Annotated in this window: 17 protein-coding genes and 1 pseudogene; 9 read left to right on the forward strand and 9 right to left on the reverse strand. The window is 60.9% G+C overall.

Annotated features, from left to right (window positions below):
• The first annotated feature begins 5 nt into the window (after positions 1–5).
• The gene (locus AC4CWH_RS22375) at positions 6–1,943 is read left to right on the forward strand and encodes a TRAP transporter permease (protein WP_491321552.1); all 1,938 of its coding nucleotides are present in this window, start codon (positions 6–8) and stop codon (positions 1,941–1,943) included.
• A 92-nt stretch (positions 1,944–2,035) separates the two neighbouring features.
• On the opposite strand, the gene AC4CWH_RS22380 is transcribed toward AC4CWH_RS22375, so the two are convergent.
• Both AC4CWH_RS22380 and AC4CWH_RS22385 read right to left on the reverse strand, forming a co-directional pair.
• Positions 2,036–3,286: an ATP-binding protein gene (locus AC4CWH_RS22380; protein ID WP_491321553.1), complete on the reverse strand. Its 1,251-nt coding sequence runs from the start codon at positions 3,284–3,286 to the stop codon at positions 2,036–2,038.
• Entirely contained in the window at positions 3,283–4,008 is a 726-nt protein-coding gene (locus AC4CWH_RS22385; protein ID WP_491321554.1) for a response regulator, read from the reverse strand. Before AC4CWH_RS22385 ends, AC4CWH_RS22380 begins: the two co-directional genes overlap by 4 nt.
• Positions 4,009–4,335: 327 nt before the next feature.
• Between AC4CWH_RS22385 and AC4CWH_RS22390 the strand changes: the two genes are divergently transcribed.
• The 6 genes from AC4CWH_RS22390 to repC all read left to right on the forward strand — a co-directional run bounded on the left by AC4CWH_RS22390 (position 4,336) and on the right by repC (position 15,226).
• Positions 4,336–5,592, forward strand: a complete 1,257-nt coding sequence (locus AC4CWH_RS22390) for an efflux RND transporter periplasmic adaptor subunit (RefSeq protein WP_491321555.1) — start codon at positions 4,336–4,338, stop codon at positions 5,590–5,592.
• Positions 5,593–5,600: 8 nt separating this feature from the next.
• Complete coding sequence (locus AC4CWH_RS22395) at positions 5,601–8,771, forward strand: efflux RND transporter permease subunit (RefSeq protein WP_491321556.1); 3,171 nt, start codon at positions 5,601–5,603, stop codon at positions 8,769–8,771.
• Between the two features lie 9 nt (positions 8,772–8,780).
• A complete protein-coding gene (locus AC4CWH_RS22400; protein WP_491321557.1) occupies positions 8,781–10,277 on the forward strand; it encodes an efflux transporter outer membrane subunit in 1,497 nt (498 codons plus the stop codon).
• A 109-nt stretch (positions 10,278–10,386) separates the two neighbouring features.
• Positions 10,387–10,515 (forward strand): hypothetical protein, encoded by a 129-nt coding sequence (locus AC4CWH_RS22405; protein ID WP_491321558.1) that lies wholly within the window; start codon positions 10,387–10,389, stop codon positions 10,513–10,515.
• Positions 10,516–10,879: 364 nt separating this feature from the next.
• On the forward strand, positions 10,880–13,075 hold the full coding sequence (locus AC4CWH_RS22410) for a TonB-dependent hemoglobin/transferrin/lactoferrin family receptor (protein WP_491321559.1): 2,196 nt from the start codon (positions 10,880–10,882) through the stop codon (positions 13,073–13,075).
• Positions 13,076–13,885: 810 nt separating this feature from the next.
• Entirely contained in the window at positions 13,886–15,226 is a 1,341-nt protein-coding gene (gene repC, locus AC4CWH_RS22415; protein ID WP_491321560.1) for a plasmid replication protein RepC, read from the forward strand.
• Positions 15,227–15,295: 69 nt separating this feature from the next.
• Here repC and AC4CWH_RS22420 read toward each other — a convergent pair whose 3' ends face one another.
• The 4 genes from AC4CWH_RS22420 to bglB form a co-directional block, all read right to left on the reverse strand.
• Positions 15,296–16,366 (reverse strand): Gfo/Idh/MocA family protein, encoded by a 1,071-nt coding sequence (locus AC4CWH_RS22420; protein WP_491286330.1) that lies wholly within the window; start codon positions 16,364–16,366, stop codon positions 15,296–15,298.
• Positions 16,363–17,385 carry a Gfo/Idh/MocA family protein gene (locus tag AC4CWH_RS22425; protein WP_491286328.1) on the reverse strand — a complete coding sequence of 341 codons (1,023 nt, stop codon included), beginning with the start codon at positions 17,383–17,385 and terminating at the stop codon, positions 16,363–16,365. The genes AC4CWH_RS22420 and AC4CWH_RS22425 overlap by 4 nt, the downstream gene beginning before the upstream one ends.
• A 154-nt stretch (positions 17,386–17,539) precedes the next feature.
• Positions 17,540–18,817 carry an ABC transporter substrate-binding protein gene (locus tag AC4CWH_RS22430; RefSeq protein WP_491321561.1) on the reverse strand — a complete coding sequence of 426 codons (1,278 nt, stop codon included), beginning with the start codon at positions 18,815–18,817 and terminating at the stop codon, positions 17,540–17,542.
• 98 nt (positions 18,818–18,915) lie between these two features.
• Positions 18,916–20,034: a beta-galactosidase BglB gene (bglB, locus tag AC4CWH_RS22435; RefSeq protein WP_491286324.1), complete on the reverse strand. Its 1,119-nt coding sequence runs from the start codon at positions 20,032–20,034 to the stop codon at positions 18,916–18,918.
• A 233-nt stretch (positions 20,035–20,267) separates the two neighbouring features.
• Here bglB and kdgR point away from each other — a divergent pair, with 233 nt between their 5' ends.
• Positions 20,268–21,050: a DNA-binding transcriptional regulator KdgR gene (gene kdgR, locus AC4CWH_RS22440; protein WP_491321562.1), complete on the forward strand. Its 783-nt coding sequence runs from the start codon at positions 20,268–20,270 to the stop codon at positions 21,048–21,050.
• 112 nt (positions 21,051–21,162) lie between these two features.
• Here kdgR and AC4CWH_RS22445 read toward each other — a convergent pair whose 3' ends face one another.
• Entirely contained in the window at positions 21,163–22,458 is a 1,296-nt protein-coding gene (locus tag AC4CWH_RS22445) for an MFS transporter (protein ID WP_491286320.1), read from the reverse strand.
• A 119-nt stretch (positions 22,459–22,577) separates the two neighbouring features.
• Here AC4CWH_RS22445 and soxR point away from each other — a divergent pair.
• Positions 22,578–22,973, forward strand: a pseudogene (gene soxR, locus AC4CWH_RS22450) (redox-sensitive transcriptional activator SoxR); the annotation flags it as partial.
• 205 nt (positions 22,974–23,178) lie between these two features.
• On the opposite strand, the gene AC4CWH_RS22455 reads toward soxR, so the two are convergent.
• Entirely contained in the window at positions 23,179–24,144 is a 966-nt protein-coding gene (locus tag AC4CWH_RS22455) for a dihydrodipicolinate synthase family protein (RefSeq protein ID WP_491321563.1), read from the reverse strand.
• Between the two features lie 160 nt (positions 24,145–24,304).
• A complete protein-coding gene (locus AC4CWH_RS22460; RefSeq protein WP_491321564.1) occupies positions 24,305–25,024 on the reverse strand; it encodes a GntR family transcriptional regulator in 720 nt (239 codons plus the stop codon).
• Positions 25,025–25,147: the final 123 nt, after the last annotated feature.

Raw genomic sequence — 25,147 nt, forward strand, 5'->3', positions numbered from 1 at the left:
GCGTGATGGAGACGACGACCGTCAAGGATGAAACCGCGAATGTGCGGGTGGAGGAGATGGGGCTTGCCTCTCGAATCCTGTCGCTTCTGGTCCCGGTTCTGGCCCTTGTCTGGGTCATGGCTCTGCCGCAAAGGCTTGGACTGCTGATCTATCCGGAACAGATCGTCGCGCTCATGTTCGGCGCCTCGCTGGCGGTGGTTTATCTGCGCCGAAAGGCGCGCGAAGGGCAGATTGAGCGGCTGGCCAACCAGGCAGCCGGCGGTCTCTCCATCGCGCTCGGGATCTATGTGTTCTGGCGTTTCCCGGTTCTCTCCGAAGCCACCCATCGTTACCCGACCGAGGCACTGCTGATCGGGGTGCTGGTCACAGGGCTCAGCATGGAAGCGCTGCGCCGGGTCGTCGGGTGGACGTTGATCATCATTTTCGCTCTGCTCTTTGCGTATGCGGTCTTTGGTGACTGGGTGCCAGGCCCGCTTCAGGGCCGCCCCATGGCCGCCGCCGACGTCTTGCGTTTCCTCGGCACGGATTCGTCCGCCGTCTGGGGGCAGACGTTGCAGATCGCGGCCTTCGTTGTCGTTGCCTTCGTGCTCTTCGGCGGGCTGTTGATTGCCTGCGGCGGTGGGGACTTCTTTACCCAGCTTGCCATGCGTGTTGCGGGCCGCGGACCTGGAAATGCGGCCAAGGTTGCGGTCACTGCTTCGGCACTGTTCGGGACGGTCTCGGGTAGCGCCGTTTCGAACGTGATGTCCACCGGTATCATGACCATCCCGCTGATGAAGCGCGCCGGCTTCAAACCGGCCCAGGCCGCGGGCATCGAGGCTGTGGCGTCAACCGGCGGGCAGATGATGCCGCCGGTCATGGGCGCTGCCGCCTTCCTGATGGCGGAAATTCTGATGGTGCCCTACAAGACCGTCGCGCTCGCGGCCATGCTGCCTGCCATTCTCTATTACATGTCGGTCTACGTGCAGATCGATTTTATCGCCCGTCGTGACCACATCCCATCACTCGGCGCGATGGAACGGCGCAGCCTGATCGACGTGATGAAAGAAGGGTGGCTTGCCATTCTGGCTTTTTCGGTGCTGCTGTTTTGTATCTTCACCTGGAATATGCGGGCAGAACTTGCGGCCGTCTGGGCCTTTTTTGCCCTTGCCATCGTCGGCCTTGCCGCCGGTTATCTGCGCCGCGACAAGAAGGTTATGACATGGCGGCGCATGCTCCATGTCATCATGGACACCGGTGGCGCCACCTGTGACGTGCTGCTGATCACCGCCGTCTCCGGTATGATTATCGGCCTTCTGTCCACCACCGGCCTTGGTTTTGCGCTGTCGATGTATCTGCTGGAGTTCGGGGGCACGAGCCTGTTCGGATTGCTGATCGTGACGGCCATCATCGGTATCATTCTCGGTCTCGGTCTCCCGACCACCGGCGTCTATCTGCTGATGGCGGCGCTGGCGGCACCGACGCTGATCCAGCTCGGTGTGTCGCCGATCGCAGCGCACATGTTCGTTTTCTACTTCGGCATCCTGTCGATGATCACGCCGCCAATCGCGCTGGCGAGCTTTGCGGCTTCAAGCCTTGCGGGTGCGTCGAAGGGAGCTACCGATATCGAAGCCTTCCGCTTCGGCTGGATCGCCTATTTTCTGCCATTCCTGTTCATCTACAAGCCCGGCCTGCTGATGGTCGGTTCGTGGACGCATATTGGTTACGTCTTCGCAAGTTCAATGGTTGCGCTGGTCCTCGTCACCGGCGGTCTGGTCGGGCATGGCCTGAAGCCACTCCATCCGCCACTGCGTTTCGTCTGGCTCGCAACAGGGCTTCTGGTCATCGCCCCGCTCAACGAGATCGGCAGCGACACGCTGGAATATGCCGTCAGTGCGATTGGCCTGGTGCTGCTGATGTTGTCGCTCCTGCCGACCAGGGGCACAAAGGCGGTTCGTGCCTGATAGGTTCAAGACCGCGACCTTTGGTACGCAAGCCCCGAAAAATTGCAGCGCAACCCTGAAAATCAAGGGTTGCGCTGCACGCTCGGTGAAGATCATGCCGGTGGAAATCGCACGGTCTGCTGAAGTCCACCCGATCGGCGATTGGCGATGGAAATCTCTCCTGCGAACCGGCTTATGATTTCCTTGGCGATTGCAAGGCCGAGGCCGGCGCCCGGTGCCGTCTTGCGCCGGGCCGGATCGACGCGGAAAAACGGTTCGAAGACCTGACCGAGCAGATCCTCCGGAATACCGGGCCCCTTGTCGACAATGGTCAGGATGACGTCGGTGTCGGTGGTGTCGAGGCTCCAGTGCGCGCCACCGCCATGGGTGGCGGCATTGATGACGAGATTGCGCAGCGCCCGCTTCAACGCCATGGGATGCGCCAGAATGGTTGCCTGCCTCGCATGATCGAGGCTGACGGGGAAGCCGATCCGGACCAGTTCTTCGGTGATCAGGCCGACCATCAGGTCGAGACGGATCAGCTCCGCACCCGCATTGCTCGTCTCTTCCCGGACGAGGCCGATGGCGCTGTCGGCAATCGAATCCAGTTCCTCAAGATCCGACAGCCACTTGTCGCGTTCCTCGTCGTTCAGGATGAATTCCGCGCGCAGCCGCATGCGGGTCATCGGCGTGCGCAGGTCATGGCCGGCCGCCGCCACCAGCCGCATGCGACTTTCCAATGCGCTGCGCAGGCGTGCGCTCAGACGGTTCAGCGCACGGGCCGTGGCGCGCACCTCGCGGCTGCCTTCCTCCTGAATCTCGGGGAGGCGCCCATCCTGCCCGATGCGCTCGGCAGCTCCTTCCAGAAATTCCAGCGGCCGGGTGATCTTGGAGGCGATGAAGAAGGAGATGGCGAGGCTGCCCAGCACGATCAGCAGCATCCAGCCGCCCAGGATATAGGGCCAGTCGGAGGGCGGCGCCCGGTGCGGAATGCGGAAGACGGCCCATTCTCCGTCCGGCGTGCGCACGCTTGCCATCATCGGCGGCGTTCCGCTGGTCTTGTTGACCATGGCCTGAAGGTGAATGCCGTCCTGTGTCAGCATGTCGTGCAACGCATCGGTCAGGCGCTCGTGATACTGTCCTTCCGGTGGCCGGTTTTCCAGGTCCGCGCCCGCCGCGATCGCCCGGTCCCGGTTCGTTTCGATGAGCGCAAGCGTCAGCCGGATCTGCGACACGACGGGGATCAGGATCTCGTGGGCGTCCGGTGGCACGAGCACCCGGCTTGCAGCGAACGTGGCAAGTCCCACCACCGACACGATGGACAGAACGAGAAGAGCGGCAATGCGGTGGTAGAGGGATTTCATCGGGCCGCCGCAAGGGTTCGCACCGCAACGGTCAGCTGGTAGCCGCCATTGCGCACGGTCTTGAAGACCATCGTTTCGGTATACTCGTTGAACTTGCGCCGCAGACGGCTCATCAGCACGTCGATCGAGCGGTCCATCGGGTCGCGGTTGCGCCCTTGTGTCAGATCCAGCAACTGGTCGCGAGACAGAAGACGGCCGGGACGTTCGAGAAAGACATGCAGAAGATCGAATTCAGCCCCTGTCAGGTCCAGTTGCGCGCCGCTTTCGTGGCGCACCAGCCGCAGGGCAGGGTCAGCCTCGAAGCCCTCGAAGACGTGGAGGCGTGCCTCAGGCGGGCTTTCCGGTGCATGCGTCATGCGCCGCAGGATGGCCTTGATGCGGGCCAGCAGCTCGCGCGGGTTGAACGGCTTGCCGAGATAGTCATCGGCACCAATCTCCAGACCGATGATCCGGTCGACATCTTCCTTGAGCGCCGTCAGCAGAATGATGGCAAGCGTCGGATGGCGTTCCCGTAGCATCCGGCAGATGTCGAGGCCCGATCCGTCCGGCAACATCACGTCGAGAACGACCAGATCGGGCCTGCTGGCGACGATCATGGCTTCGCATTCCTTCCGGTCGGCCGCCACGGTCACGCGCATTCCCTGCTCGGCCAGATAACGCGACAGCAGAGAACGGATTTCACGGTCGTCATCGACGATCAGGATGTGGCCGCTGCCATTCATCGGGAATGTCCTTCCTCTCCGCCCCAGCCTCTGTCTTCGCCTCTGACTAGCCGATTGGCCGAAAAGACGTTCAGAAAAATTGTAACCCAATGTTTCTGAGCGCAGTTGAGAAACATTTCGTTACAAAAATCCCCTTCCACAACATGTTCGGACACAAGCAGCCCAAACTCGGAAACGCGGGGGCTTTATCAATGGGCACCATAGCCGGCTGAGAAAAGGCGTGCCACGTGGTGCGCCAGTGCTCCGCTTTCTGGTGTCGGTCGCGGCGCGCGGATGCTCCATTCGTCGCCCGGCGGTCTCTTTTCCATTGGAACGGTTTGCCTGTTGATGTCCATCTCCCTGTCTTTCCGTCGAACCCTTTCCCAACGTCTGCTGCGCCTGCCTGCCGCACTGGCCGTGCTGTCGCTGGCCGGCCTTGCCAGCTGCAGCGACAGTGGCCAGCAGGGCGGTCCGCCGACCGCCAATGTCCGTGCGCAGGTCAGTGTCGTGACGCTTCATCCGCAATCGGTGGTGCTGACGGCGGATGTGCCGGGCCGCACCGCTGCCTCGCTGGTGGCGGAAGTCCGTCCTCAGGTCACCGGCATCATCCGCGCCCGCAACTTCAAGGAGGGCAGCGAGGTCAAGGCAGGTGACGTTCTTTATGAAATCGATCCGGCGCCCTACCAGGCGACCTATGACAGCGCCGTTGCGGCGCTCAAGAAAGCAGAGGCTGCGGTGCCAAGCGCCCAGTCCAAGGTTGATCGTTATCGCAGCCTGACCTCGCAGGAGGCGGTCAGCAAGCAGGATCTCGACGATGCTGCCTCAACGCTTGCCCAGGCGCAGGCCGAAGTCGCCGCCGAAAAGGCAGCCGTCGATTCCGCCCGCATCAATCTCGATTACACGAAGATCCGCGCGCCGATATCCGGCCGCATCGATGCCTCCTCCGTCACGGTTGGGGCTTTGGTGACCGAGGCGCAGACGACGACGCTGGCCACCATCAATCAGCTGGACCCGATCAATGTTGATGTGACGCAGTCGAGCACGGATCTGCTTGAACTGCGCCGGGCCATTGCCAGTGGCCAGATCAAGTCCTCCGGCGCCAATGTCTCCGTTGCGCTTCGCCTGGAAGACGGCTCGCGTTACGAGCTGCCCGGAACCTTCCAGTTTGCCGAAGCCTCGGTCGCTGCAACCGTCGGCACGGTGACGGTCCGCGCGACCTTCCCCAATCCTGATCGTCTGTTGCTACCGGGCATGTATGTCCGTGCGACGATAGAGGAGGGGGTTGCGCCCAACAGCTTCCTGGTGCCGCAGCGCGCCGTCACCCGCAACCTCAAGGGCGTGGCGGTGGCTTTCTTCGTGGATGCGGATGGAACGGCCCACCAGCGCGAACTCACTGTCCGTCGTAGCGTCGGCAACAATTGGCTGGTCGCCGCTGGCGTCGCCGATGGGGACCGCATCGTTGTCGAAGGTATCCAGCGCATTCGCGACGGTCAGGCGGTGACGGCGAGCGAGGTCGAGATCGACGAAGCCACCGGCGATATCAAGCAGATGGCACTCGCTGCGCCCGCCAGGGATGCCGGCACTGTCACGCATTCCATCGATTGAGGTGATCCTTGTCCCGTTTTTTTATCGCAAGGCCCATCTTTGCCTGGGTCATCGCCATCGTGATCATGCTGGCCGGTCTGCTGTCGATTACCACGCTGTCGGTGTCGCAATATCCGCAGATCGCGCCGACCACAGTGCGTATTTCCGGAACCTATTCCGGCGCTGACGCACAGACGGTGGAAAACTCGGTGACCAAGGTCATCGAGCAGGGCATGACCGGGATCGATAATCTCGATTACATGACGTCGACCTCCCAGTCGAACGGGCAGACGTCGATTTCGCTCACCTTCACCAATGTGGCCGATCCGGACGTTGCCCAGATGCAGGTGCAGAACAAGCTGCAGCTGGTGGAATCGCAGTTGCCGCAGAGCGTGCAGAACACCGGCCTCACGGTCAGCAAGTCCAGCTCCAGCTTCATGATGGTCATTGGCTTTGTTTCCACCGACGGCAAGCTGACGACCATCGATCTTGCCGACTACGTCAACAGCACGCTGAACGATACGATCAAGCGTGTCGAGGGCGTCGGCGATACCCAGCTGTTCGGGTCCGGTTATGCCATGCGCATCTGGGTCGATCCGGACAAGCTGCAGCAATATGATCTGATGATCAGCAATGTCACGGCGGCCATCGAGGACCAGAACACGCAGGTCGCGGCCGGCCAGCTTGGCGCGCTTCCGCAGCGCAAGGGCCAGCAGCTGAATGCGACGGTCACAGCCAAGAGCCGCCTGCAGACACCCGAGCAGTTCGAGAACATCATTCTAAAGAGCAATAGCGACGGTTCTCTGGTTCGGCTGAACGACGTGGCGACCGTCGAACTGGGGGCGGAGAGCTACAACACCTCGAGCATCTACAATGGCAAGCCGACGGCTGGCCTTGCCATCAATCTGGCCTCCGGTGCCAACGCGATCGATACCGCAGAGGCGGTGAGGGCAACCATCGACGGGCTGAAGGACACGCTGCCGCCGAATGTGGAGGTGGTCTATCCCTATGACACCACGCCTTTCGTCCAGCTGTCGATCGAGGAAGTCGTCAAGACGCTGTTTGAGGCGATCGTCCTTGTCTTCGTGGTGATGTTCATCTTCCTGCAGAACCTCAGAGCCACCCTGATCCCGACGCTTGCCGTGCCGGTGGTGCTGCTCGGCACCTTCGCGGTCCTGTCTGCCCTCGGTTATTCAATCAACACGCTCACCATGTTCGGCATGGTGCTGGCCATCGGCCTTCTCGTCGACGATGCCATCGTCGTGGTCGAAAACGTCGAGCGCGTGATGGAAGAGGAAGGGCTTTCGCCGCGTCAGGCAACGATCAAGTCGATGGGAGAGATCACCGGTGCCCTGGTCGGCATCGCGACGGTGCTCTCGGCCGTCTTCATTCCGATGGCGTTCTTTTCCGGTTCCGTCGGCGTCATCTACCGGCAGTTCTCGGTCACCATCGTCTCGGCCATGCTGCTGTCTGTCCTGGTTGCCCTCGTGCTGACGCCGGCGCTCTGCGCCACCATCCTGAAGACGCCGAGCCACGGCGCAAAGAGCAGGGGCCTCTTCGGCCTGTTCAACCGCGCCTTCGATCGCAGCACGCGAGGTTATCAGCGCAGCGTGGGCGGCATCCTCAAGCGGCGTTTCGTCTTCCTGGCATTTTTCGTCCTGATTGCCGGCGGCGTGGCCTTCCTCTTCACCGACCTGCCGAGTTCCTTCCTGCCGGATGAAGACCAGGGTACGCTGATCACCAGCGTCCAGCTTCCCGTCGGTGCAACCGCCGACCGCACCATGAAGGTGCTGCAGCAGGTAACGGACCATTATCTGACAGACGAAAAGGACTATGTGTCCGGTGTGATGGGCGTCGTCGGCTTCGGTTTTGGCGGGCAGGGACAGAACGTTGGCATCGCCTTCGTCAAGCTGAAGGATTTTGCCGAGCGCAAGACGGCGCAGGCAAAAGCCCAGGCGATTGCGCAGCGTGCCCGTGCCGCCTTTGCCAAAATCACCGATGCCAATGTCTTTGCCCTGGCGCCGCCGGCCATTCCCGGTTTCGGCAACAATGCCGGCTTCGATTTCTATCTGAAGGACGTGACCGGAGCCGGTCACCAGAAGCTGACCGAGGTGCGCAACCAACTGCTCGGCATGGCCGCAAAGAGCAGCAAGCTCGTTGGCACCCGCCCGAACGGCCAGGACGACACGCCGCAATATTCCATCAAGATCGACCAGGACAAGGCAAGCGCGTTCAACCTCGACCTGTCCGACATCGACACGACACTCGCCACGGCGTGGGGCGGCGATTACGTCAACGACTTCATCGACCGTGGCCGCGTCAAGAAGGTCTATGTGCAAGGCGACGTGGGTTCCCGCATGCAACCGGAAGATCTGAAGCGCTGGTATGTCAAGAATTCCGATGACGAGATGGTGCCGTTCGCGGCCTTCGCCAGCGGCCAGTGGACTTTTGGTTCACCGCGTCTTGAGCGTTACAACGGCTCCTCGGCGGTTGAAATCCAGGGCTCTCCCGGCCCCGGTGTGTCCTCCGGCGATGCGATGAATGAGATCGATGCGCTGGTCGCCGGACTACCCAAGGGCTTTTCCCATGAGTGGACGGGCCTTTCGGCGCAGGAACGGCTGTCGGGCAGCCAGGCGATGCAGCTTTATGCGATCTCCATCCTCGTCGTGTTCCTGGCCCTTGCAGCCCTTTACGAAAGCTGGTCGATCCCGTTTGCGGTCATGCTCTCGGTGCCGATCGGGGTGTTCGGGGCACTGCTTGCGGCAAAGCTGTTCGGCCAATCAAACGACGTCTATTTCAAGGTCGGGCTGCTGACCACCATCGGCCTTGCGGCGAAGAACGCGATCCTGATCGTCGAATTCGCCATCGAGCAGCAGCGGCGTGGCCTGGATATCATAGAGGCCACGCTGGAGGCCTCGCGCCAGCGCCTGCGTCCGATCCTGATGACCTCGCTTGCCTTTATCCTCGGCGTGTTGCCGCTTGCCACGGCCAATGGCGCCGGCTCCGGCAGCCAGAACTCCATCGGTATCGGCGTGATGGGCGGCATGATCTCCGCGACGGTCCTCGGGCTCTTCCTGATCCCGCTGCTGTTTGTCGCCGTGCGCCAGGTCTTCAAGGGGCATGTCGGACCATTCGAGGATGAGGAGACCGCGAAGACGCCGGCCGCTGCCGTAGAAACCCCCTCCGCATCCAGCCATTAAAGGCCTGCCATGACGACGATCGAAGCTCAACTTGGACATTGCGACCGCCGCGCCACCCGCCAAAGCCTGCTTGCCGCGGTGCTGCTTGCCACGTCGATGCTTGGCGGCTGTGTTGTCGGGCCGGACTACGTGAAGCCGGATCTTTCAATCATCAGGAACTGGTCGGCGGCTTCCGGCAAGAAAGTGCTGAAGCCGACAGAGCTTGCCGGTTGGTGGAAGGGGCTTGGCGACCTGCTGTTGAACGATCTGGTTGAGGAGGCGGTGAGAGGCAATCTCGACGTTGCCACCGCCAAGGCGAACCTGCGCCTGGCGCGGGCCACCACGCGCAGCGCCGAAGGTGCGCTTCTGCCAAGCCTCGACCAGTCCGACAGCCTCACCCGCAGCCGCAGTGCTAACGGTGACGGCGACACCTCCCACAGCACGCAATACAAGGCCGGCTTCGATGCCAGCTGGGAAATCGATCTCTTCGGCGCAGATCGGCGTTCGCTCGAAGCGGCGCGCGCCAGCGAGCAGGCCGAGGAGGAGACCCTGCGCCAGACCCTCGTGACGCTCGCCGGTGACGTTACGTCCTATTATGTCGAGGCGCGTGAATACCAGTCACTGATCAGCCTGGCGGAGCGGTCTGCCAAGTCGCAATTGCAGGTGCTCGCGCTGACCAGGCGTCAGTTCGAGGCCGGCGAGGCGACAGGCATGGATGTGGCGAAGGCAGCGGCCACCGCCGCCTCGACCGAAGCCGATATTCCCTCCTACCGCATTTCCTATGCGCAGGCGGCGCATCGCCTTGGCATTCTGCTTGGACAGAGGCCGGATGCGGTGGAGGCGCGCCTGAAGAAGCCGGCACCGATCCCCGTGCCGAAGCGCACCATGCCCGCCAGCATCCCGGCCGAGATCCTGCTCAGCCGGCCGGATGTGAAGGCGGCGGAGCGCGATCTGGCGGCCTATACGGCCAAGGTCGGCGGGGCGGAGGCCGCCCGTTATCCCTCCATCAGCCTGACCGGCGATGTCACCACGTCAGCCGCGAGCGTCTCGGATCTCGCCCGCAAGTCGACCATCGGCTGGTCGCTCGGCCCGAGCGTCTCCATCCCGCTCTTCCAGGGCGGACAGTTGAAGGCTGCGGTGGACGAAGCGAAGGCGACGCGAGACAGATACTTCGTCGCCTATCAATCGGCAGTGGCGACCGCGATGGAGGATACCGAGAACGCCGTGATCGGGCTGACCCAGTCGCGCCTGCGCCAGGAGAAGCTGCGCCAGTCGGTGGCCGGTTACCGGCAGGCGGCGGATCTGTCGCGCAATCTCTACCAGTCCGGGGCCTCAGGTTTCCTCGACGTGCTTGATGCGGAGACTTCGCTTTACTCGGCCGAAGAAAGCTACATCCAGAGCACGGCCAACACCGCCACCTATTTCATCTCGCTCAACAAGGCGCTGGGCGGCGGCTGGTCGGGAACGGTGGACGCGGAGCAGCCGCTGGTGGTGGACACGAACGAGGGTCCCCATGTGCAGAAATGAAGAGGTTTCGGCAATCATCGCCTTTGCCGACCGTTTACGCGGCGTCCTCCGGGCCCTGCCTGGCGGATTGCACGCGGCTTGCGGGACCGCTCCGGCCGCTGCGCAGGACATGCCAGCCATCGTTCGCGAGCTTGATCTCTCCGCTGTGCGCATCCGGGCGCAGGCGCACAAGCACCACGGACAGATCGTCGAGGGCCGCCTTTCGGAGGACGGTGTCATCGAGATCCACCTCGACTGACACGACTTGCTGGACATGAAGTTCGATTAGCAGAAGAGACGCCCCTGCCGTTTCCTCTGCCGTGGGCCGGTCCCTCCCTCCGGGACCGGTCTCACACCCCTCCTGCGTGCACAGGCGTTCTGCAGTTCCCGCACCATGATCGCGCACGGAAACGTTGGATCGGCGCATTTGTTGCAATTTTGCGACAGGGCATTTTGGGGACGTTTCCGAATGTTTCTGCGGTTTCTTTTATCTTGAGTGTTATAATCATATTAAAATAACCCTTTGGCAGCGTTCGGTTTTATGCCGAGCGCCCACCGCGTTGCCGCACGGGCAAGGGGCCTTTGCGCACCGGTATTTCCGATGACGAATGAAGGGAAAGACAGTGAGTGTTTCACGCCATCGCAAGGCATTGATGCTGTTCACGGCATTGAGCCTGATCAGCGGTGCCGGCCAGGCCGGCGCGCAGGACAGCGCATCCCAGGTAAACAAGCAAGACGAGGCGACGGTGCTACCAAAAGTGGTCGTCAAGGGCGACCGCGTGAAGGGTGGCGCCGACGATACGCCGCTTGCGACGAGAACCGATCGCGAGACGCTTGCCAAGCGCGACATCCAGTCGATCGACGATCTTGGCAATACGGAAGAGGCCGGCATCAGCTATTCGTCGCGCTCCAAGGGATTTGCATTGCGCGGTCTTGACGACGACCGCATCCTGACCACCATCGACGGTGTCGCCATTCCCTATCTTGATGACAGGCTGGCCTGGAATTTCTCCTCCGGCGGCGTCGACAGCTTCGATTTCAGTTCGCTTTCCAGTGTCAGCATCCTGCGCGGTGCCGATTCCAGCCGTGCCGGTTCCGGTGCGCTCGGCGGCGCGGTGGTTCTGAGGACCCTGGAGCCGGAAGACCTGATCGGTGAAGGCAAGGATTGGGGCGGCTTCGCCACCACGCTGTATGATGGCTCCGACCGGTCGATCAAGGGTGCCGCGGCGCTGGCAAAGAAGATCGAGGGAACTTCGATTTTGCTGCAGGGCAGCTACAAGCGCGGCAACGAGACAGACACCAAGGGTACAAATGACAGCACGCGCAGCACCCGCACGGTGGCCGACCCCGCCGATACCTACACGTCCAACCTGCTCTTCAAGCTGCGGCAGGAACTGGAGGGCGGACATACGATCGGCCTGACTGCGGAACAGTTCAAGACGCGGGAAGATACGGACAAGATGTCGAGTTATTCCTCGACCTATAGCGCCTACGATTATCAGACCGACACCACCCGCGACCGCGTTTCCCTTGACTACGAATACGAGGCCATGGCCGAGGACGCCTGGCTGAAAAGCGCGCGGGCCTCGCTCTACTACCAGCACATGGATCGCGACGAAGGGTATCTCGCCACCCGCACGACGGCTCCCGTTGGCGCTTACGGCCGCTCGACGGAAAGCCGTGAAAACACCGTGGGTTTCGTCGGTTCGGCCAGCAGCGAATTTGAGACCGGCCAGCTGAAGCATGAAGTGACAGTCGGCACCGACCTCGCATTCTTCGGCACCCACAGCTACACGACAGGCAGCGACTCCTGCGGGACGAATTATGTCAGCGCCTGCGCCTATTATCACGTCAACCAGTCGGATACGCCGGATGTTGACGGCACCCGCATCGGCGTTTTCCTCGATGACCGGATCGATATCGGCAGCAGCGGCGTTTCTATAACCCCCGGCCTGCGCTTTGATTATTTCGATTATCGCCCGCAGGCGAGTGCGGCCTACGAAGCCAATCAAGGGTATGCGGGGCTGCCGGCCTCCGTTTCCGATTCCGCCTTCTCGCCAAAACTGCGTGCCGAATGGGCCGTCTCGCCGCAGGTCACCCTCTTTGCCCAGTGGGCCATGTCCTTCCGGGCGCCGACGGTGGCGCAGCTTTACGGCAATTACGACAATGCGCCCTTCTACCGTATGGTCGGCAATCCGGATCTCGATGCCGAGACCGGCAGTGGCGTCGAGGTTGGGGCCGATCTGGGGTCTGAGGATCGTGGCCTGCGGCTCAGCGTTTTCTACAACCGCTACCGCAACTTCATCGACACCGAGACCTCTGCGCAATCGGGTTACAGCCTCGGCACCTATCGCTACTTCAACCGCAATCGCGTCCGCATCTACGGCGCCGAAGCCAAGGCGCATGCGGATGTCGGCCACGGTTTTGAACTGCATTCCTCGCTCGCTTATGCCAATGCCGAGGATCTGGACAGCGGCGAAGTTCTCGACTCGGTCGCGCCGCTGAAGGCCATAATCGGGGCCGGTTATAGCCGGGAAAGTTGGGGCACCAATGCGGACTGGGTCTTGTCCAAGGGCGTGTCCGATCTCTCGAGCGCAACCTACAAGGCGCCGGGTTATGGCATCGTCAACCTGACGGCCTGGTGGGAGCCGGAGCAGGCAAAGGGCCTGCGTGTTCAGGCAGGCGTCTACAATCTCTTCGACAAGGAATATTATGACGCGATGGAGACGAAGGACGTCACGTCCATTACCTCGGCAAACCGAGCCTTCTATTCCGAGCCGGGCCGTTACCTGAAGATTTCGCTGACAAAGACCTTCTGATCGGCATCCTGACGATCGACCTTCGGCCGGCCGCGCTTCAGCGTGGCCGGCCATTGCCGTCTCATGCCAAATAGAGAGATGGGGGGACGGGGCAAACGTCGCTCTCAGAGCAGCCTGTGCCGGGTCTTACCACGATATCGAGGGAGTTCAGGGAGAGGTCGATGCGAGCTGACATCGACCATGCCGGCGGGCGCGCAGCGTGTTCCGGCGACGTCAGTTGCAGAAAAACTCGGTCAAATCGGGCGAAATCCGGCCTCTCCGGGCCATGGGTTGCTGCTTTCGCCGCCAATGTTCTTGCCACGACAAGGGAATCGGATAACAGTCACGATGATTACCGGGTTATGCGGAAAACAACGTAACTAACGGCAACAAGGAAAATGAACGTGATAATGCCGGCTTTTGAGCCCGTGATGAGTTTTGCCGATACGATCCTGGGTCAGGGCGGCGAAATTTCCACGAAGTTTGACATGGTGCCGATCAAAAAATTTCCGCCGAACGCGCAGAAGGCCCTGAGATAAAACAACGCCGGAAACCTTTCGCTTTCTCTTTAAAGGCGAAGGATGCCGGTCAATTCGGACACATTGTTTCGGACGATCTTGAGCGCCTCTGGCGGGAGTTCAAGGACAGTGAGAACACATAAGGAGATTTGAACCGCAAAAGAAAAAGGCCCCCAAGCGACATTGACGTCGTGGAAGCCCTTCTCGAAGTTCTAGCAGACTGAGAATCGCATTTCCCCGAATCGCTGTCAAGCTTTTACAGCCGTCTGTTTTGACGGGCCGGGATCTTTTGCCTGTTTGAAGGTGAAGGACAATGCAGACGCATGGAGTGACGACGCCCTTTGGGCGGCGTGGGGTTTCGCTTACGCTCGTGAAAGGGCAAATGCAGGCAGAGGACATCCGCGCCGGCAAGGTGGTGGACAAATGGAAGCTGTTTCGCGATGTCGCGGAAGCGCGCGAAAAGCTTGGACTGCAGGATCGAAGCCTTGCGGTGCTGAACGCGCTTCTGAGCTTTTATCCGGAAACGGATCTATCTCAAGAAAAAGGGCTCGTGGTGTTTCCCTCCAACGAGCAGTTGAGCCTTCGCGCCCACGGCATTGCGGGCACAACACTGCGCCGGCATCTGGCAGCGCTGGTCGACGCAGGACTTCTCCATCGCCGCGATAGCCCCAATGGCAAACGTTATGTGCGCCGTCAGGCCGGGGGCGAGATCGAGCGGGCCTTTGGTTTTAGCCTGGCACCGCTTCTGTTGCGCTCGGAAGAGTTTGCCCATCTGGCACAATCGGTCGCAGCCGAACGGCGGGCGCTATCGCAGGCGCGGGAAGCACTGACGATCTGCCGTCGCGATATCCGCAAGCTGATTACGGCAGCCATCGAGGAGGGGGCGTCGGGCAATTGGGATGTGGTCGAGAGCCATTATATCGCGCTTGTCGCCCGACTTCCGCGCCGTGCCGATCTCACATCGGTCACGGCGATCCTGGAAGACATGCAGATGCTGCGCGAAGAAGTGCTCAACATTCTGGAAATGCAGCTAAAAAGTCAAAAAACAGACGCCAGTGCTATCCATTTTGGCTATCACATACAGAATTCAAAACCCGAATCCTTTAATGAACTTGAACCCGCTTTAGAAAAAAAGCAGGGCGAAAACCCAGGTGAAGACCAGACACCGCCAGCCGGGCCGACAGGGGAGGGGTGGGCAGAAAGCCAAACGAACGGATCGACCTCCGCAACCGAGGGCGCGTCCGGTTCCGCCGGCAATCCGGTCGGCCAGCATGATCGGGGCCTGCGTGAAAAACTTGCCGAGCGGTTAAAACCGCTGCCCTTGCCGATGGTGCTGAAAGCCTGCCCGCAGATCCTCGATTACGGCCCGGATGGCGATATCCGCAGTTGGCGCGATCTTCTGGTCGCGGCGGTCGTCACCCGCTCGATGCTCGGCGTCAGCCCGTCGGCCTACCAGAACGCCTGCGAAATCCTTGGGGCTGAAAATGCGGCCATCGTCATGGCCTGCATTCTGGAACGGGCCGGCCAGATCAATTCCGCCGGCGGTTACTTACGCGATCTCACGCGAAAGGCCGAACGGGGTGAGTTCTCGCTTGCCCCCATGGTCATGGCGCTGATGAGACAAAACGGCGGAAATGAACGGAAAACTGGATGAGGCAAGCTTTTCGGGGTGGCCGGACAGCCGATGAGGGATGTCCGGCATTGTTTTCTCACATCTGCCGTGTCAGCCGGGCAGCCAGCCATGGGTGAGGGGATGGTCGGCAGGCAGCGGCAGGCTGACGATGCGGCGGTTGCGGGCGGAATCGTAGAGCGCCGTGATCAACTCGATCGACTGATAGGCCTCATCGAGAGACGGCAGGTAGAATTCCGGGCGACCGGTGAGACGGGCATGAATGTCGGCAAACTGGCCGGCGAAGCGGAAGATGCCCTCGGCATTGGCGGCAACGATGTCATCGATTTCGGCCTGCTTTCCAGGATCTCTTGCCTCAAACGTCCAGGGGCCCGATCCGATGTGATAGGGTTCCGTGCCGGAGGTGATCGTCATATGCTCGAACAGAGCACGAAAACGCGATGTGCTGCCGCAGGCGCCAAGCGAGATCGAGGAGGAGACGAGCGCTCCCTCGCTTGTTCGCATGGAAAGGGCTGCGCAGTCTTCCGTCTCGATCGGGTTGACGCGCGTATCGATGAAGGCGGCGACCTCCGTGATCTCGCCGGCCAGATGCGCTACCAGATTATGGGCATGGATGGCGTGGCTGACCAGCGCGCCGCCGAGTTCACCCGACCAGGTGCCGCGCCAGCGCTCTGCGTAATAATCGGCCCGCCGGTCCCAATGGGTTTCGAGCGACAGCACGTAAGGCCGGCCGAGCAGGCCTTTCATCTTCAGGGCATGGGCGGCATGGTAGCCTGCGCCATAGCGATACTGGAAGATCGGAAAAACCTGACGATCGGCACGGGCGGCAGCGTTCCGGATCTCCGCGACTTCGGCAATGGAGCCGGCCAGCGGCTTTTCGCAGACCACATGTTTGCCCGCGGCCAGAACTGCAAGCGTCATCGGCGCATGCAGGCGGGGCGGCAGGCAGAGATCGACAAGATCCACCTCCGGGTCGGAAAGCACGATATCGAGATCGGAAATGGGGCGGCTGCCGGGGGCTTCCGCAGCGCCGCTTTCGGCCCGCTCCGGATTGAGATCACAGACATAACGCACGTCGAAAAGATGCGGCAGCTGGGCATATCCGGTAATGTGGGCCTTGCCGATGCCAGCGCCTGCGATGGCGACACGAATGCGCTCCGTCATGATGCAGCTCCCTTTTCTGCCAGAAGCTGGGCTTCAAGCGCCAGTTGCGTGGCCAAAAAAGCATGGGCTTGCGGCATGGCCGTTTCCGTCCGTTCTTCCACATCGCGCAGCAGGCGGCCGAAGAAGGGTTTGCCCGCGCCGGTGGCGTCAAAATGTTCGACACCCTTGGCATCGGCCAGGAACACGTGATCCTGCCCCGGTCGTCCGGCAATATCGATATATTTGCGCAGTTCCAGATACCCCTCCGTGCCAAGAATGGTCATGCGTCCATCGCCCCAGGTGGGAAGACCATCGGGTGTCAGCCAGTCCACCCGCGCATAACCGCGCCCGCCATTGCCTTCCAGCAGCACCTCGCCGAAATCCTGAAAGTCTGCACGATCCGGATTGGCGACATTGGCCACATGGGCGGAGATGACGCGTGCCTCAGATGACCCGGTAAAATGCAGGAACTGGTCGAACTGGTGGGCGCAGATGTCGGTCAGAATGCCGCCAAAGCGGTTGCGATCCCAGAACCAGTCTGGCCGCAGGTGGGAATTGCGCCGGTGCGGGCCGAGACCGACGGTCTGCACCACCGTGCCGATACGCCCTTCCGCAATGAGGCGGTCAGCCAGCGTCACACTTTCCACCGTCAGCCGTTCGGAAAAGCACACGGTCCAGCGCCGGCCGGTTTCAACGGTTGTCTGCCGGATCGCCGCAAGTTGCTCAAGCGTGGTGCAGCCGGGCTTGTCGACCAGCACATCCTTGCCGTGCTGCATGGCGGAAATGGCGATGGCGGCGCGCTCGCTGTTGATCGCGGCGCTGAGCACCAGACCGATGTGGTCATCTTCGAGAATTTGCGCCGGTGTCCTGAGCGGCACATCAGGATAGGTGGCGACGAAACTGTCTATTGTGGATTGCGGGGTATCGGGTGTGACGGCAAAGCCGGAAAATTTTGCGCCGGCGGCGGTCAAGCCTTCGATCATTCCGTAGATATGGTTGTGATCGATGCCGATAACGCCAAAGGAGAGGGGAGCGGGCATGGATATATCCTGTTGAAGTCAACTGATACAAAAATTCAAGGATCGTGGTCGTATTGGCGGCTGCGCCGAAAAGCGGCGCAGCCCGCAAGAATTCTGGATCTCCCGGTGGTCCTTGGACCGATCCGGGAGATGGAAGGCGGAAGGACGTTGCCTGTCACTGCGCCCGTTCGACGATGGCCTGGGCATCATCGATGAAGGTGGCGGCCGCGTCCTTGGCATCAAGCCTTGCCAGAACCACGTCCGTGCCGATGCGCATGAAGGCGTCGCGCACCTCGCCGGCCCCCTTCGGGGCTGGCAGGGGAAGCGGCCCGACCTTGGACTGGATCGCATCGAAATAGTCCACGGAGAGCTTTTCGACCTCGGTGAGCTTCGGCGCCAGTGCTTCGCGCACCTTGGGCGAGGCGGGAATGCCGCGTTCAAGGCCGAGAACACCTGTTATGGCGGGATCGTTGACCCAGGCGTTCATGTAGGCGATTGCCGCTGCCGGATCCTTGGCATCGCGCGACAGCGACAGGAACATCGAGGGCTTGATGAACTGGCCGGGCTTGCCATCCTTCTTGTGGGGCACCATGGCCGCGCCGATCTTGTCCTTGGCCGCAGACTGGATGCCGACGAGCTGATTGGACCAGAAATGCGCCATGGCGGTATCGCCGACGGCAACACCGGATTCAGCAATCGGCGCATCGAGGATGACGGTTTTTTCCTTGCCGCGCACCACGTCCTTCTTGCGCAGGTCCGCCCAGAACTGCCAGTAGGTTGCAACATCCTCTGCGGTGGCTGTCACCTTGCCGTCCTTGTCGTAGAATTCGCGGCCGTTCTGGCGAACCCAGGATTCGAAGGTTTCGATCATCAGGGCGAGATCGTCCGAACCCTTCACCTTGCCGCCGGATTTGGCCGTGATCGTTTCGCAGGTCTTGGCAAAATCGTCCCAGGTCCAGTTGATGAGGTCGGCCTTGATGCCGGCTTCCTCGAACAGCCGTTTGTTGTAAACGATCACCTGGCTGTTGGAGCCGATGTTGAGCGCATAGAGCTTGCCGTCGACCTCGCCGCCGGCAAGCGGACCCTTGTCGAAATCGGCAATCATCAGGCTTTTGCCGATGAATTCGTCGAGCGGCTTCAGCGCACCGCGGCGGACATATTCAAACAGGAACCGGTAATCCATCTGCACCAGATCCGCCATGTTGCGGCCGGCGGTCTGGGTGGCCATCTTGGTCCAGTAATCGCCCCAGCCGATGGTCTCGCCCGAGACTTCCACGCCGGGATTTTCCTTCTGGAACAGGTCGATCACTGCAAAGGTACGCTTGTCGCGCTCAGGGTTGCCCCACCAGTAATGGCGGATGCGGGTGGCGGCCCGCGCTGGCCCGGTTGCCAGCTGCGAAGCTGCAAGGCCAGCGCCTACGGCGCCCAACAGCTTGCGTCTCGTCAGGTTCATCATGTTCTCCTCCTCCTTGAGATGATTGCACCGCCCGATCGCTCCTCCGATCGGGCAGCCTGTTTGTCTTTCTCTCCGCAGCCCTTTCGACAGATATGTCAGATCTGACTGCGCAGCAGTTCGGTCAGGCATAACATCGCCATCGCCTGCCCATAGGGCATGGATGTGCGACGGATCTGCCGGTAGAAATCGAGGTCATTGCCCATTGCCGTCCCGAAGGACACCTGCAGCAGCTCTCCCTGCGGGCTGATATTGTCGATCACGCCCTTCATGGCGCGCTCTGCCGTTTCGAGATAGTCGGGGCCGAGATAACGCTTGCGCACGCTCTTCATCAGGCCATAGGCAAAACCTGCCGTGGCCGAGGCTTCCAGATAGCTGTCGGAGTCGTCGATCAGGGTGTGAAACAGCCCGGAGGCATCCTGATGCGCCTTCAAGGCGGAGGCCTGGCGCGACAGAACGGACAGAAGATGCCGGCGAAGCGGATCGCCCTCGGCAAGATCGAGCAGCTCGATGAATTCCGGGATGGCGATAGTGATCCAGCTGTTGCCGCGCGCCCAGCGGGCGCGGGCGAAGTTGTGGTGACCATCGAAGGTGAAGCCGTGGAACCACAGGCCCGTCTCGGTATCCATCAGATACTGCGCGTGCAGCAGAAACTGGTATTTGGCTTCCTCGACGAAATCCGGCCGGTTCAGCACAAGGCCGATCTTGGCCAGCGGCAACACGCTCATCATCAGCGTGTCATCCCAGATCTGCTGGTCGTTGACGCTGTTATAGACGATGTGCTGCAATCCACCCTCGCGGGTGCGCGGCATCTCGTGCATCACCCATTCGGCCCAGGTTTCGAGATAGGGCAGAAAACGTGGATCGCGGTTCATCTCGTAGAGATGCGCAAGCGTCAGGAAGGGGGCAACCGTGTTGATGTTCTTGGTGGGTGTGCCCTCTGCAAGGCGGGCCTCGAACCAGTCCGTGATGATCGCCATCACCTCTTTCTGCCCGGTCTGCTGCCAGTATTTGAAGAGGCCGTAAAGGGCAATGCCGTGCGTCCATTCCCAGCCGGCCCAACCCTTCGTGTCGATGACGCGCCCATCCTCGAGCTTCAGGAGATATTCCCCTGTCTTGTCCTCGATATGGATGAGATTGTCCGTCAACCGGTCGATCAGCGCGCAAATCTGGTCCCGTGCCAGCAAGGTGGGCTTCTGCCGTAGCAGAGGATGCATGCTTCAACTCCTCCCCAGTTGAAATATTTTCGGAACTTGGTTCCGGAAACGGAGCAGACCACACTCCGCCACGCATTTCAACGCCGTTTTTGTATCCGCTCTTTTGGCGTGCGGTTTGATCGTCAAGGGGTTGAGAACCGCAGCGGAGGAGGGGAAGAGCGGGGCTCGCACCCTGCTTGACAGACCCCGCCGTGAAATCCAGAATGCAGTTCCGGAAAATTTAGAACACGCCCATGTCGGATCAGCCCGCCAAGACAGAAAATGCCGCCGCCGTCCTCAAGGTCTTTGCTGTGCTGGAGGCACTGGTGGAGGCGCGCCAGATCGGGCTTGCGGATCTTTCGCAAAAGGCGATGACGTCGAAGACCACGGCGCATCGCCTGCTGCAGACGATGGTGGATCTCGGTTATGTCGAGCAGGATCCGGAAACCGAGAAATACGGCCTGACGCTAAAACTGTTCAGCCTTGGAGCGCGCTCGCTGAGCGAGCAGGCCGATCTGTTGCGGGCAGCAGATTCCGCGATGGGCCGGCTGTCACGGGCAACGGGTGAATCCATCAACCTTGGCATTCTCGACAGCCGCGAGGACAAGGTCGTCTACATCCACAAATACGATGCCGCCTTCAATCTTGCGATGAAATCACCGCTCGGCCTGCGCAGCCCTTTGCACAGCACGGCCCTTGGCAAGGCGCTTCTGGCATTTCGCGACGAGGCGGAAATTGCCGAGCGGCTTGCTCGCATGGCGCTTGAACAGCGCGCACCTCGCACAATCACCGACCGCGCTCAGCTTCTGTCCGATCTTGAGGAGACCCGCACCCGCGGTTATGCGGAGGAGGTGGAGGAAAGCGAGGCTGGCGTGAGATGCATGGCGGCTCCGATCTTCAACTACCTCGGGCACCCCATCGCCGCCATCTCGATTTCCTTCCCGCTCTTCCGCTTCGACGAGGCCCGCAAGGCAGATTATGTCGACCTTCTCACCAATGCCGGCAAAGCCGCCTCCGAAGCGCTGGGGGGGAGCTAGGGGCGGGATGACGCTCTGAGGCAGGAGGCAACCTTTGTCATTGAACCCGAATGATTTTTCGGCTGAAATGCGCCGAAAGCGGTCCTCACGCGACGCGTCTGCCCTTTAGCCGTCAATCACATGCTTCACTACGACCGAGCCCTGACTTGAGTTGCTTCCAGCCGACTATGACGACAATGAACACGCCTGCGGCTGCAACCCAAAACGGAGCAACCAGCGCAACTTGTCGAGGGACAATGCCATCAAGGCCACGAACGATGAGCCCCGATAGCAGGAGACCAAGCGGCATCATTCCCCAGGCCAGCAGACGATAAACACTGTTCACACGGCCCCTAAGATGGTCAGGTATCATGCGCTGGCGGGTGGAAACCGACACCGTATTCCATACCAATCCGGCGAATTCGAACAAGGCAAGGATTAATGCTAGAGACACTGCATTGGGGGCCAATGCTATGCCGACAAAGGCGGGGACGGAGACAAAGAGCATCCATTGCGCGGTAGGACCCGTCCCCAGGCGACGCACTACATGCTCGCCCAACAGACCGCCCGCGATTCCCCCGACGGCTCCTGTAGCAAGAATTAACCCGTATGCCGCTGACGACAGGCCAAGGTTCTCCTGAACATGCAGTACCAATGCGATCATGACCATCTGAAAGAACAGGTTCCAAAACCCTGTAAGCCAGGCAAGTAGCCGTAGAAGCGGAGCGCCTCTTAAGAATGCCATTCCCTCGGCCAATTCCGCCCGCCAGTTTCGCCGAGCGGATTGGGCAGGCTGAAAGTTGCCGCCAATGTTGCCCACAATCAAAGCAGCCAGAGCGTAGGCGATTGCATTCGCGGTAAACGGAAAGGGCAGTGCGACGCCAACCAGTGCTGCACCTACGGGCGGACCAATGAGGGCGTTACCCGTAAGCTCGACACTCCAGAGTCTGCCATTTGCCCGTTCCAATTTGTCAGGCGGAACAAGCGCGGGAAGCATGGTCTGCGCGGCATTGTCCCGAAACACCTCGGCCGCACCGACAATGAGAGCCGTAAGGGTGAGAACAACAAACGCCAGTGGCGATGTGAGCCCCGTTTGGGGAGGGGCTGACAATGGCAACTGGCTGTAAAGCGCCACCGCCGCGACACCGAAAGCGACAGCTCGTAACACATCCATTCTCAGGATGAGTTTCCGGCGATCCATTCTATCAGTTATGATCCCGGCGGGCAGTGCAAAGATCGCCCAGGGTAGTCTGAGGGCGACTGCGACCAGTGCGATCAACAGCGGATCGCGCGTCAAAAGAGAGGCTGTCCATGCCCACGCGATTGTCGCGATCCCGTCTCCGAGATTTGTTAGCCCACTGGCTGCAATAAAACGTGTGAGGCGTGCAGTGCCGCCGTAAGCACGTGATCGCTGCGAAGGTTCCGGCATGTAAATCCTTGCGTTTTTCGTGACCCTCGCGGAGACTGCATCCTCAAGGTAACTTGAGGTCAAGCGATATGTTGCCGACAGAGCAAATGATTAGGCACGGCGATCTAACGGTGGGCCAAATGGCAGCGCGGGCTGGCATCGCGCTATCGGCGCTGCATTATTACGAGTCAGAGGGGATGATCCACAGCAGCAGGACGGCAGCGGGTCATCGGCGTTATGATCGGCGCGAACTGCGGCGCGTGGCCATCATTCGGGTCGCCCAGTCTCTTTGGCTGTCGCTTTCGGAAATCCGGTCGATGCTGGTGAGGGTTCCGCGCGGCCAGGCTGTGGGCAGAACTGACTGGCAAGCGGCACCCTCAGAATGGCGGAAAGTCCTTGATGAGAGAATCGAACGACTTGTCCGCCTTCGTGATCAACTTGACGACTGCATTGGGTGTGGGTGCCTCTCGCTGGAAAGTTGTCCGCTGAGTAATCCTGACGATCATCTGGCTAATTTCGGAAGCGGACCACGCCGATGGACGAAGTCATATTTGAACTGCGGAACGTTCGAAGACCAGCGCTCTGGTGACTGCTTCGGGCCGAAAGCTGACTATCTCCGTTATCGTGTCAGTTCGCCCTCTGCCGCAGCCAACGCCTCCAGACTACAGAACGCATTAAGGCGGCAGTCCAAACTCTGCCGCCTCAATACCCAAGTCATTTTCGATGAGTGCAGCGGCGGCCTCAGGCAGCCTTTTCCTGAGAGACGGGTGCAACGGTTTTTGACCATTCGGCATACCAGGCCTGGAACAGCTTGAACTGCTTTTCGACAAAGCCGCGCTGGCTGTCGGAAAGGCTGTCGGTTTCGTTGAAGTGCAGCGTGAATTCGGGATTTCCGGTCATCACCAGCATGTGCTTGTAGAAGAGAACGAGATCCGGGCCTTCATCGAAGGAGGAGAGCACGGCAAGTGCTGCTTCCAGCTCAAGTGCCTGCGTGCGTGCGGTCGCATTGCCCTTGGCGGCGGCCTCGCAGAGCGAAACCAGATGCAGCACTTCGCGGGGCAGCACATTGCCGATGCCGGTGATGGCGCCGGATGCGCCGCAATTGACAAAACCGTGGAAAACGGCGGTATCGACGCCGACCATCAGGGTCACTTCATCGTCACGGCTGGTGATGTTTTCAGCGGCATAACGCAGGTCTGCCGGGCCGCCGAATTCCTTGAAGCCAATGAGGTTCTTGTGTTCGCGGCGCAGTTCGAAAAACAGGTCGGCGCGCGTGGCAAAACCGTAATAGGGGCTGTTGTAGATGACGGCCGGCAGATCGGGAGCCGCCGACAGGATCGTCTTGAAATGCGCCCGCTGGGCCGAAACGGACGTGCCGCGGGAAAGCACCCGCGGAATGACCATCAGGCCGTGTGCGCCAACCTTCTGCGCATGCGCTGCATGTTCGGCGGCGATTTTTGTGTTGACGGCGCCGGTTCCGACGATGACCCGAAGCCCCGCCTTCACCAGGCGCTCGACGCCTTCCATGCGTTGCGCATCCGTCAGCAGCGGCCAGTCACCCATCGATCCGCAATAGACAACCGCCGACATGCCGGCATCCACCAGCTCGCGGCCCTTGCGCACGAGACCGTCGAAATCAGGCGTGCGGTCGGCATGGCACGGCGTCATCAGGGCCGGAATGCAGCCGGTGAAAATGTTCGAGGTCATTGCAATCTCCATCAAAAAAGCGGGTCGGCAAGGAGTGCCGAGGCCGGAATTAAGATTAGTATACACTTTGTATTTTCATTGTCGATGGAAAAGCGTGGCGATGTCGGAAGCTGGGCAAGACAGCGCCCGGCGCAAGTCGAAAGCCGGCAGAAGGTTGATGTCAGATGTTCTTGAGGTCGCGCGCATTGGCGGCGTCGCGCGCCAGATACTCCTGTATCTGCGCCACGATCTGCGCTGCATGGGCAAGCGCCAATGTGTCGGCCCGCTCCACGTCGCCGGCTTCGATAGCCATGATCATGTCCTCGTGCTCCTCGACATATTGCCGGGGCAGCCGGTCGTCGAAGGTCGAATAATAGAGGCGCAGGATTCGTCGCCCTTCATCGAGCAGCCGGGTAAAGAAGGTGGTGTAATAGGCATTGCCGGCCCGTTCGGCGATGGCGACGTGGAACTCGCGGTTTGCCTCGATCATCGCATAGGCATCCTGCGCGTCGACAGCCCGTGCAAACTCAGTCTGGCGGGCGCGAATGTCCCGTGCGGGACCAGCGCTCCGGCGGCCGGCCGCTCCGCGCGTGGTGACCCGGTACATCAGCGTCAACGCTTCGAAATAGGCGGGCAGGGCAGCAAAGTCGATGGCGGCAACGATGGTGTTGCGGTTCGGCAGGGTGGTCGTCAGGCCATCGGCGGAGAGCCGCAGCAGCGCTTCGCGCACCGGAGTGCGCGACATGCCGAACCGTTCCGACAATTTGACCTCGTCCAGCGGCGAACCCGGCTCCAGCGTCATCGCCAGAATTTCCCGGCGGATAGTGGCATAAACAGTCTGGGTACCGGATCCGCGCGTGCGGGCCGGGTCTTGAACATCGTGTGCAGTTGTCGTCGCCATCGCCAATCCGTCTGTTGTTTGTCTTCATCCATCATACTGCAGGCCATCTGTCGATTAAATTCAAAGGTGTCTCGACAGGGCATGCGCGGCAGATCGTGGAGGGGTGGCCTTGCCGTTTGGGGG

Source organism: Neorhizobium sp. PAMB6716, from assembly GCF_058242805.1.

Bases quoted from the DNA above. Each gene is read 5' to 3' on its own strand.
- kdgR (WP_491321562.1), top strand. From the start codon at position 20,268: ATGTCGGATCAGCCCGCCAAGACAGAAAATGCCGCCGCCGTCCTCAAG.
- AC4CWH_RS22420 (WP_491286330.1), bottom strand. From the start codon at position 16,366: ATGACGGAGCGCATTCGTGTCGCCATCGCAGGCGCTGGCATCGGCAAG.
- AC4CWH_RS22445 (WP_491286320.1), bottom strand. From the start codon at position 22,458: ATGCCGGAACCTTCGCAGCGATCACGTGCTTACGGCGGCACTGCACGC.
- AC4CWH_RS22405 (WP_491321558.1), top strand. From the start codon at position 10,387: ATGCCAGCCATCGTTCGCGAGCTTGATCTCTCCGCTGTGCGCATCCGG.
- repC (WP_491321560.1), top strand. From the start codon at position 13,886: ATGCAGACGCATGGAGTGACGACGCCCTTTGGGCGGCGTGGGGTTTCG.
- bglB (WP_491286324.1), bottom strand. From the start codon at position 20,034: ATGCATCCTCTGCTACGGCAGAAGCCCACCTTGCTGGCACGGGACCAG.
- AC4CWH_RS22380 (WP_491321553.1), bottom strand. From the start codon at position 3,286: ATGAAATCCCTCTACCACCGCATTGCCGCTCTTCTCGTTCTGTCCATC.
- AC4CWH_RS22390 (WP_491321555.1), top strand. From the start codon at position 4,336: ATGTCCATCTCCCTGTCTTTCCGTCGAACCCTTTCCCAACGTCTGCTG.
- AC4CWH_RS22460 (WP_491321564.1), bottom strand. From the start codon at position 25,024: ATGGCGACGACAACTGCACACGATGTTCAAGACCCGGCCCGCACGCGC.
- AC4CWH_RS22400 (WP_491321557.1), top strand. From the start codon at position 8,781: ATGACGACGATCGAAGCTCAACTTGGACATTGCGACCGCCGCGCCACC.
- AC4CWH_RS22385 (WP_491321554.1), bottom strand. From the start codon at position 4,008: ATGAATGGCAGCGGCCACATCCTGATCGTCGATGACGACCGTGAAATC.
- AC4CWH_RS22425 (WP_491286328.1), bottom strand. From the start codon at position 17,385: ATGCCCGCTCCCCTCTCCTTTGGCGTTATCGGCATCGATCACAACCAT.
- AC4CWH_RS22455 (WP_491321563.1), bottom strand. From the start codon at position 24,144: ATGACCTCGAACATTTTCACCGGCTGCATTCCGGCCCTGATGACGCCG.
- AC4CWH_RS22430 (WP_491321561.1), bottom strand. From the start codon at position 18,817: ATGAACCTGACGAGACGCAAGCTGTTGGGCGCCGTAGGCGCTGGCCTT.
- AC4CWH_RS22375 (WP_491321552.1), top strand. From the start codon at position 6: ATGGAGACGACGACCGTCAAGGATGAAACCGCGAATGTGCGGGTGGAG.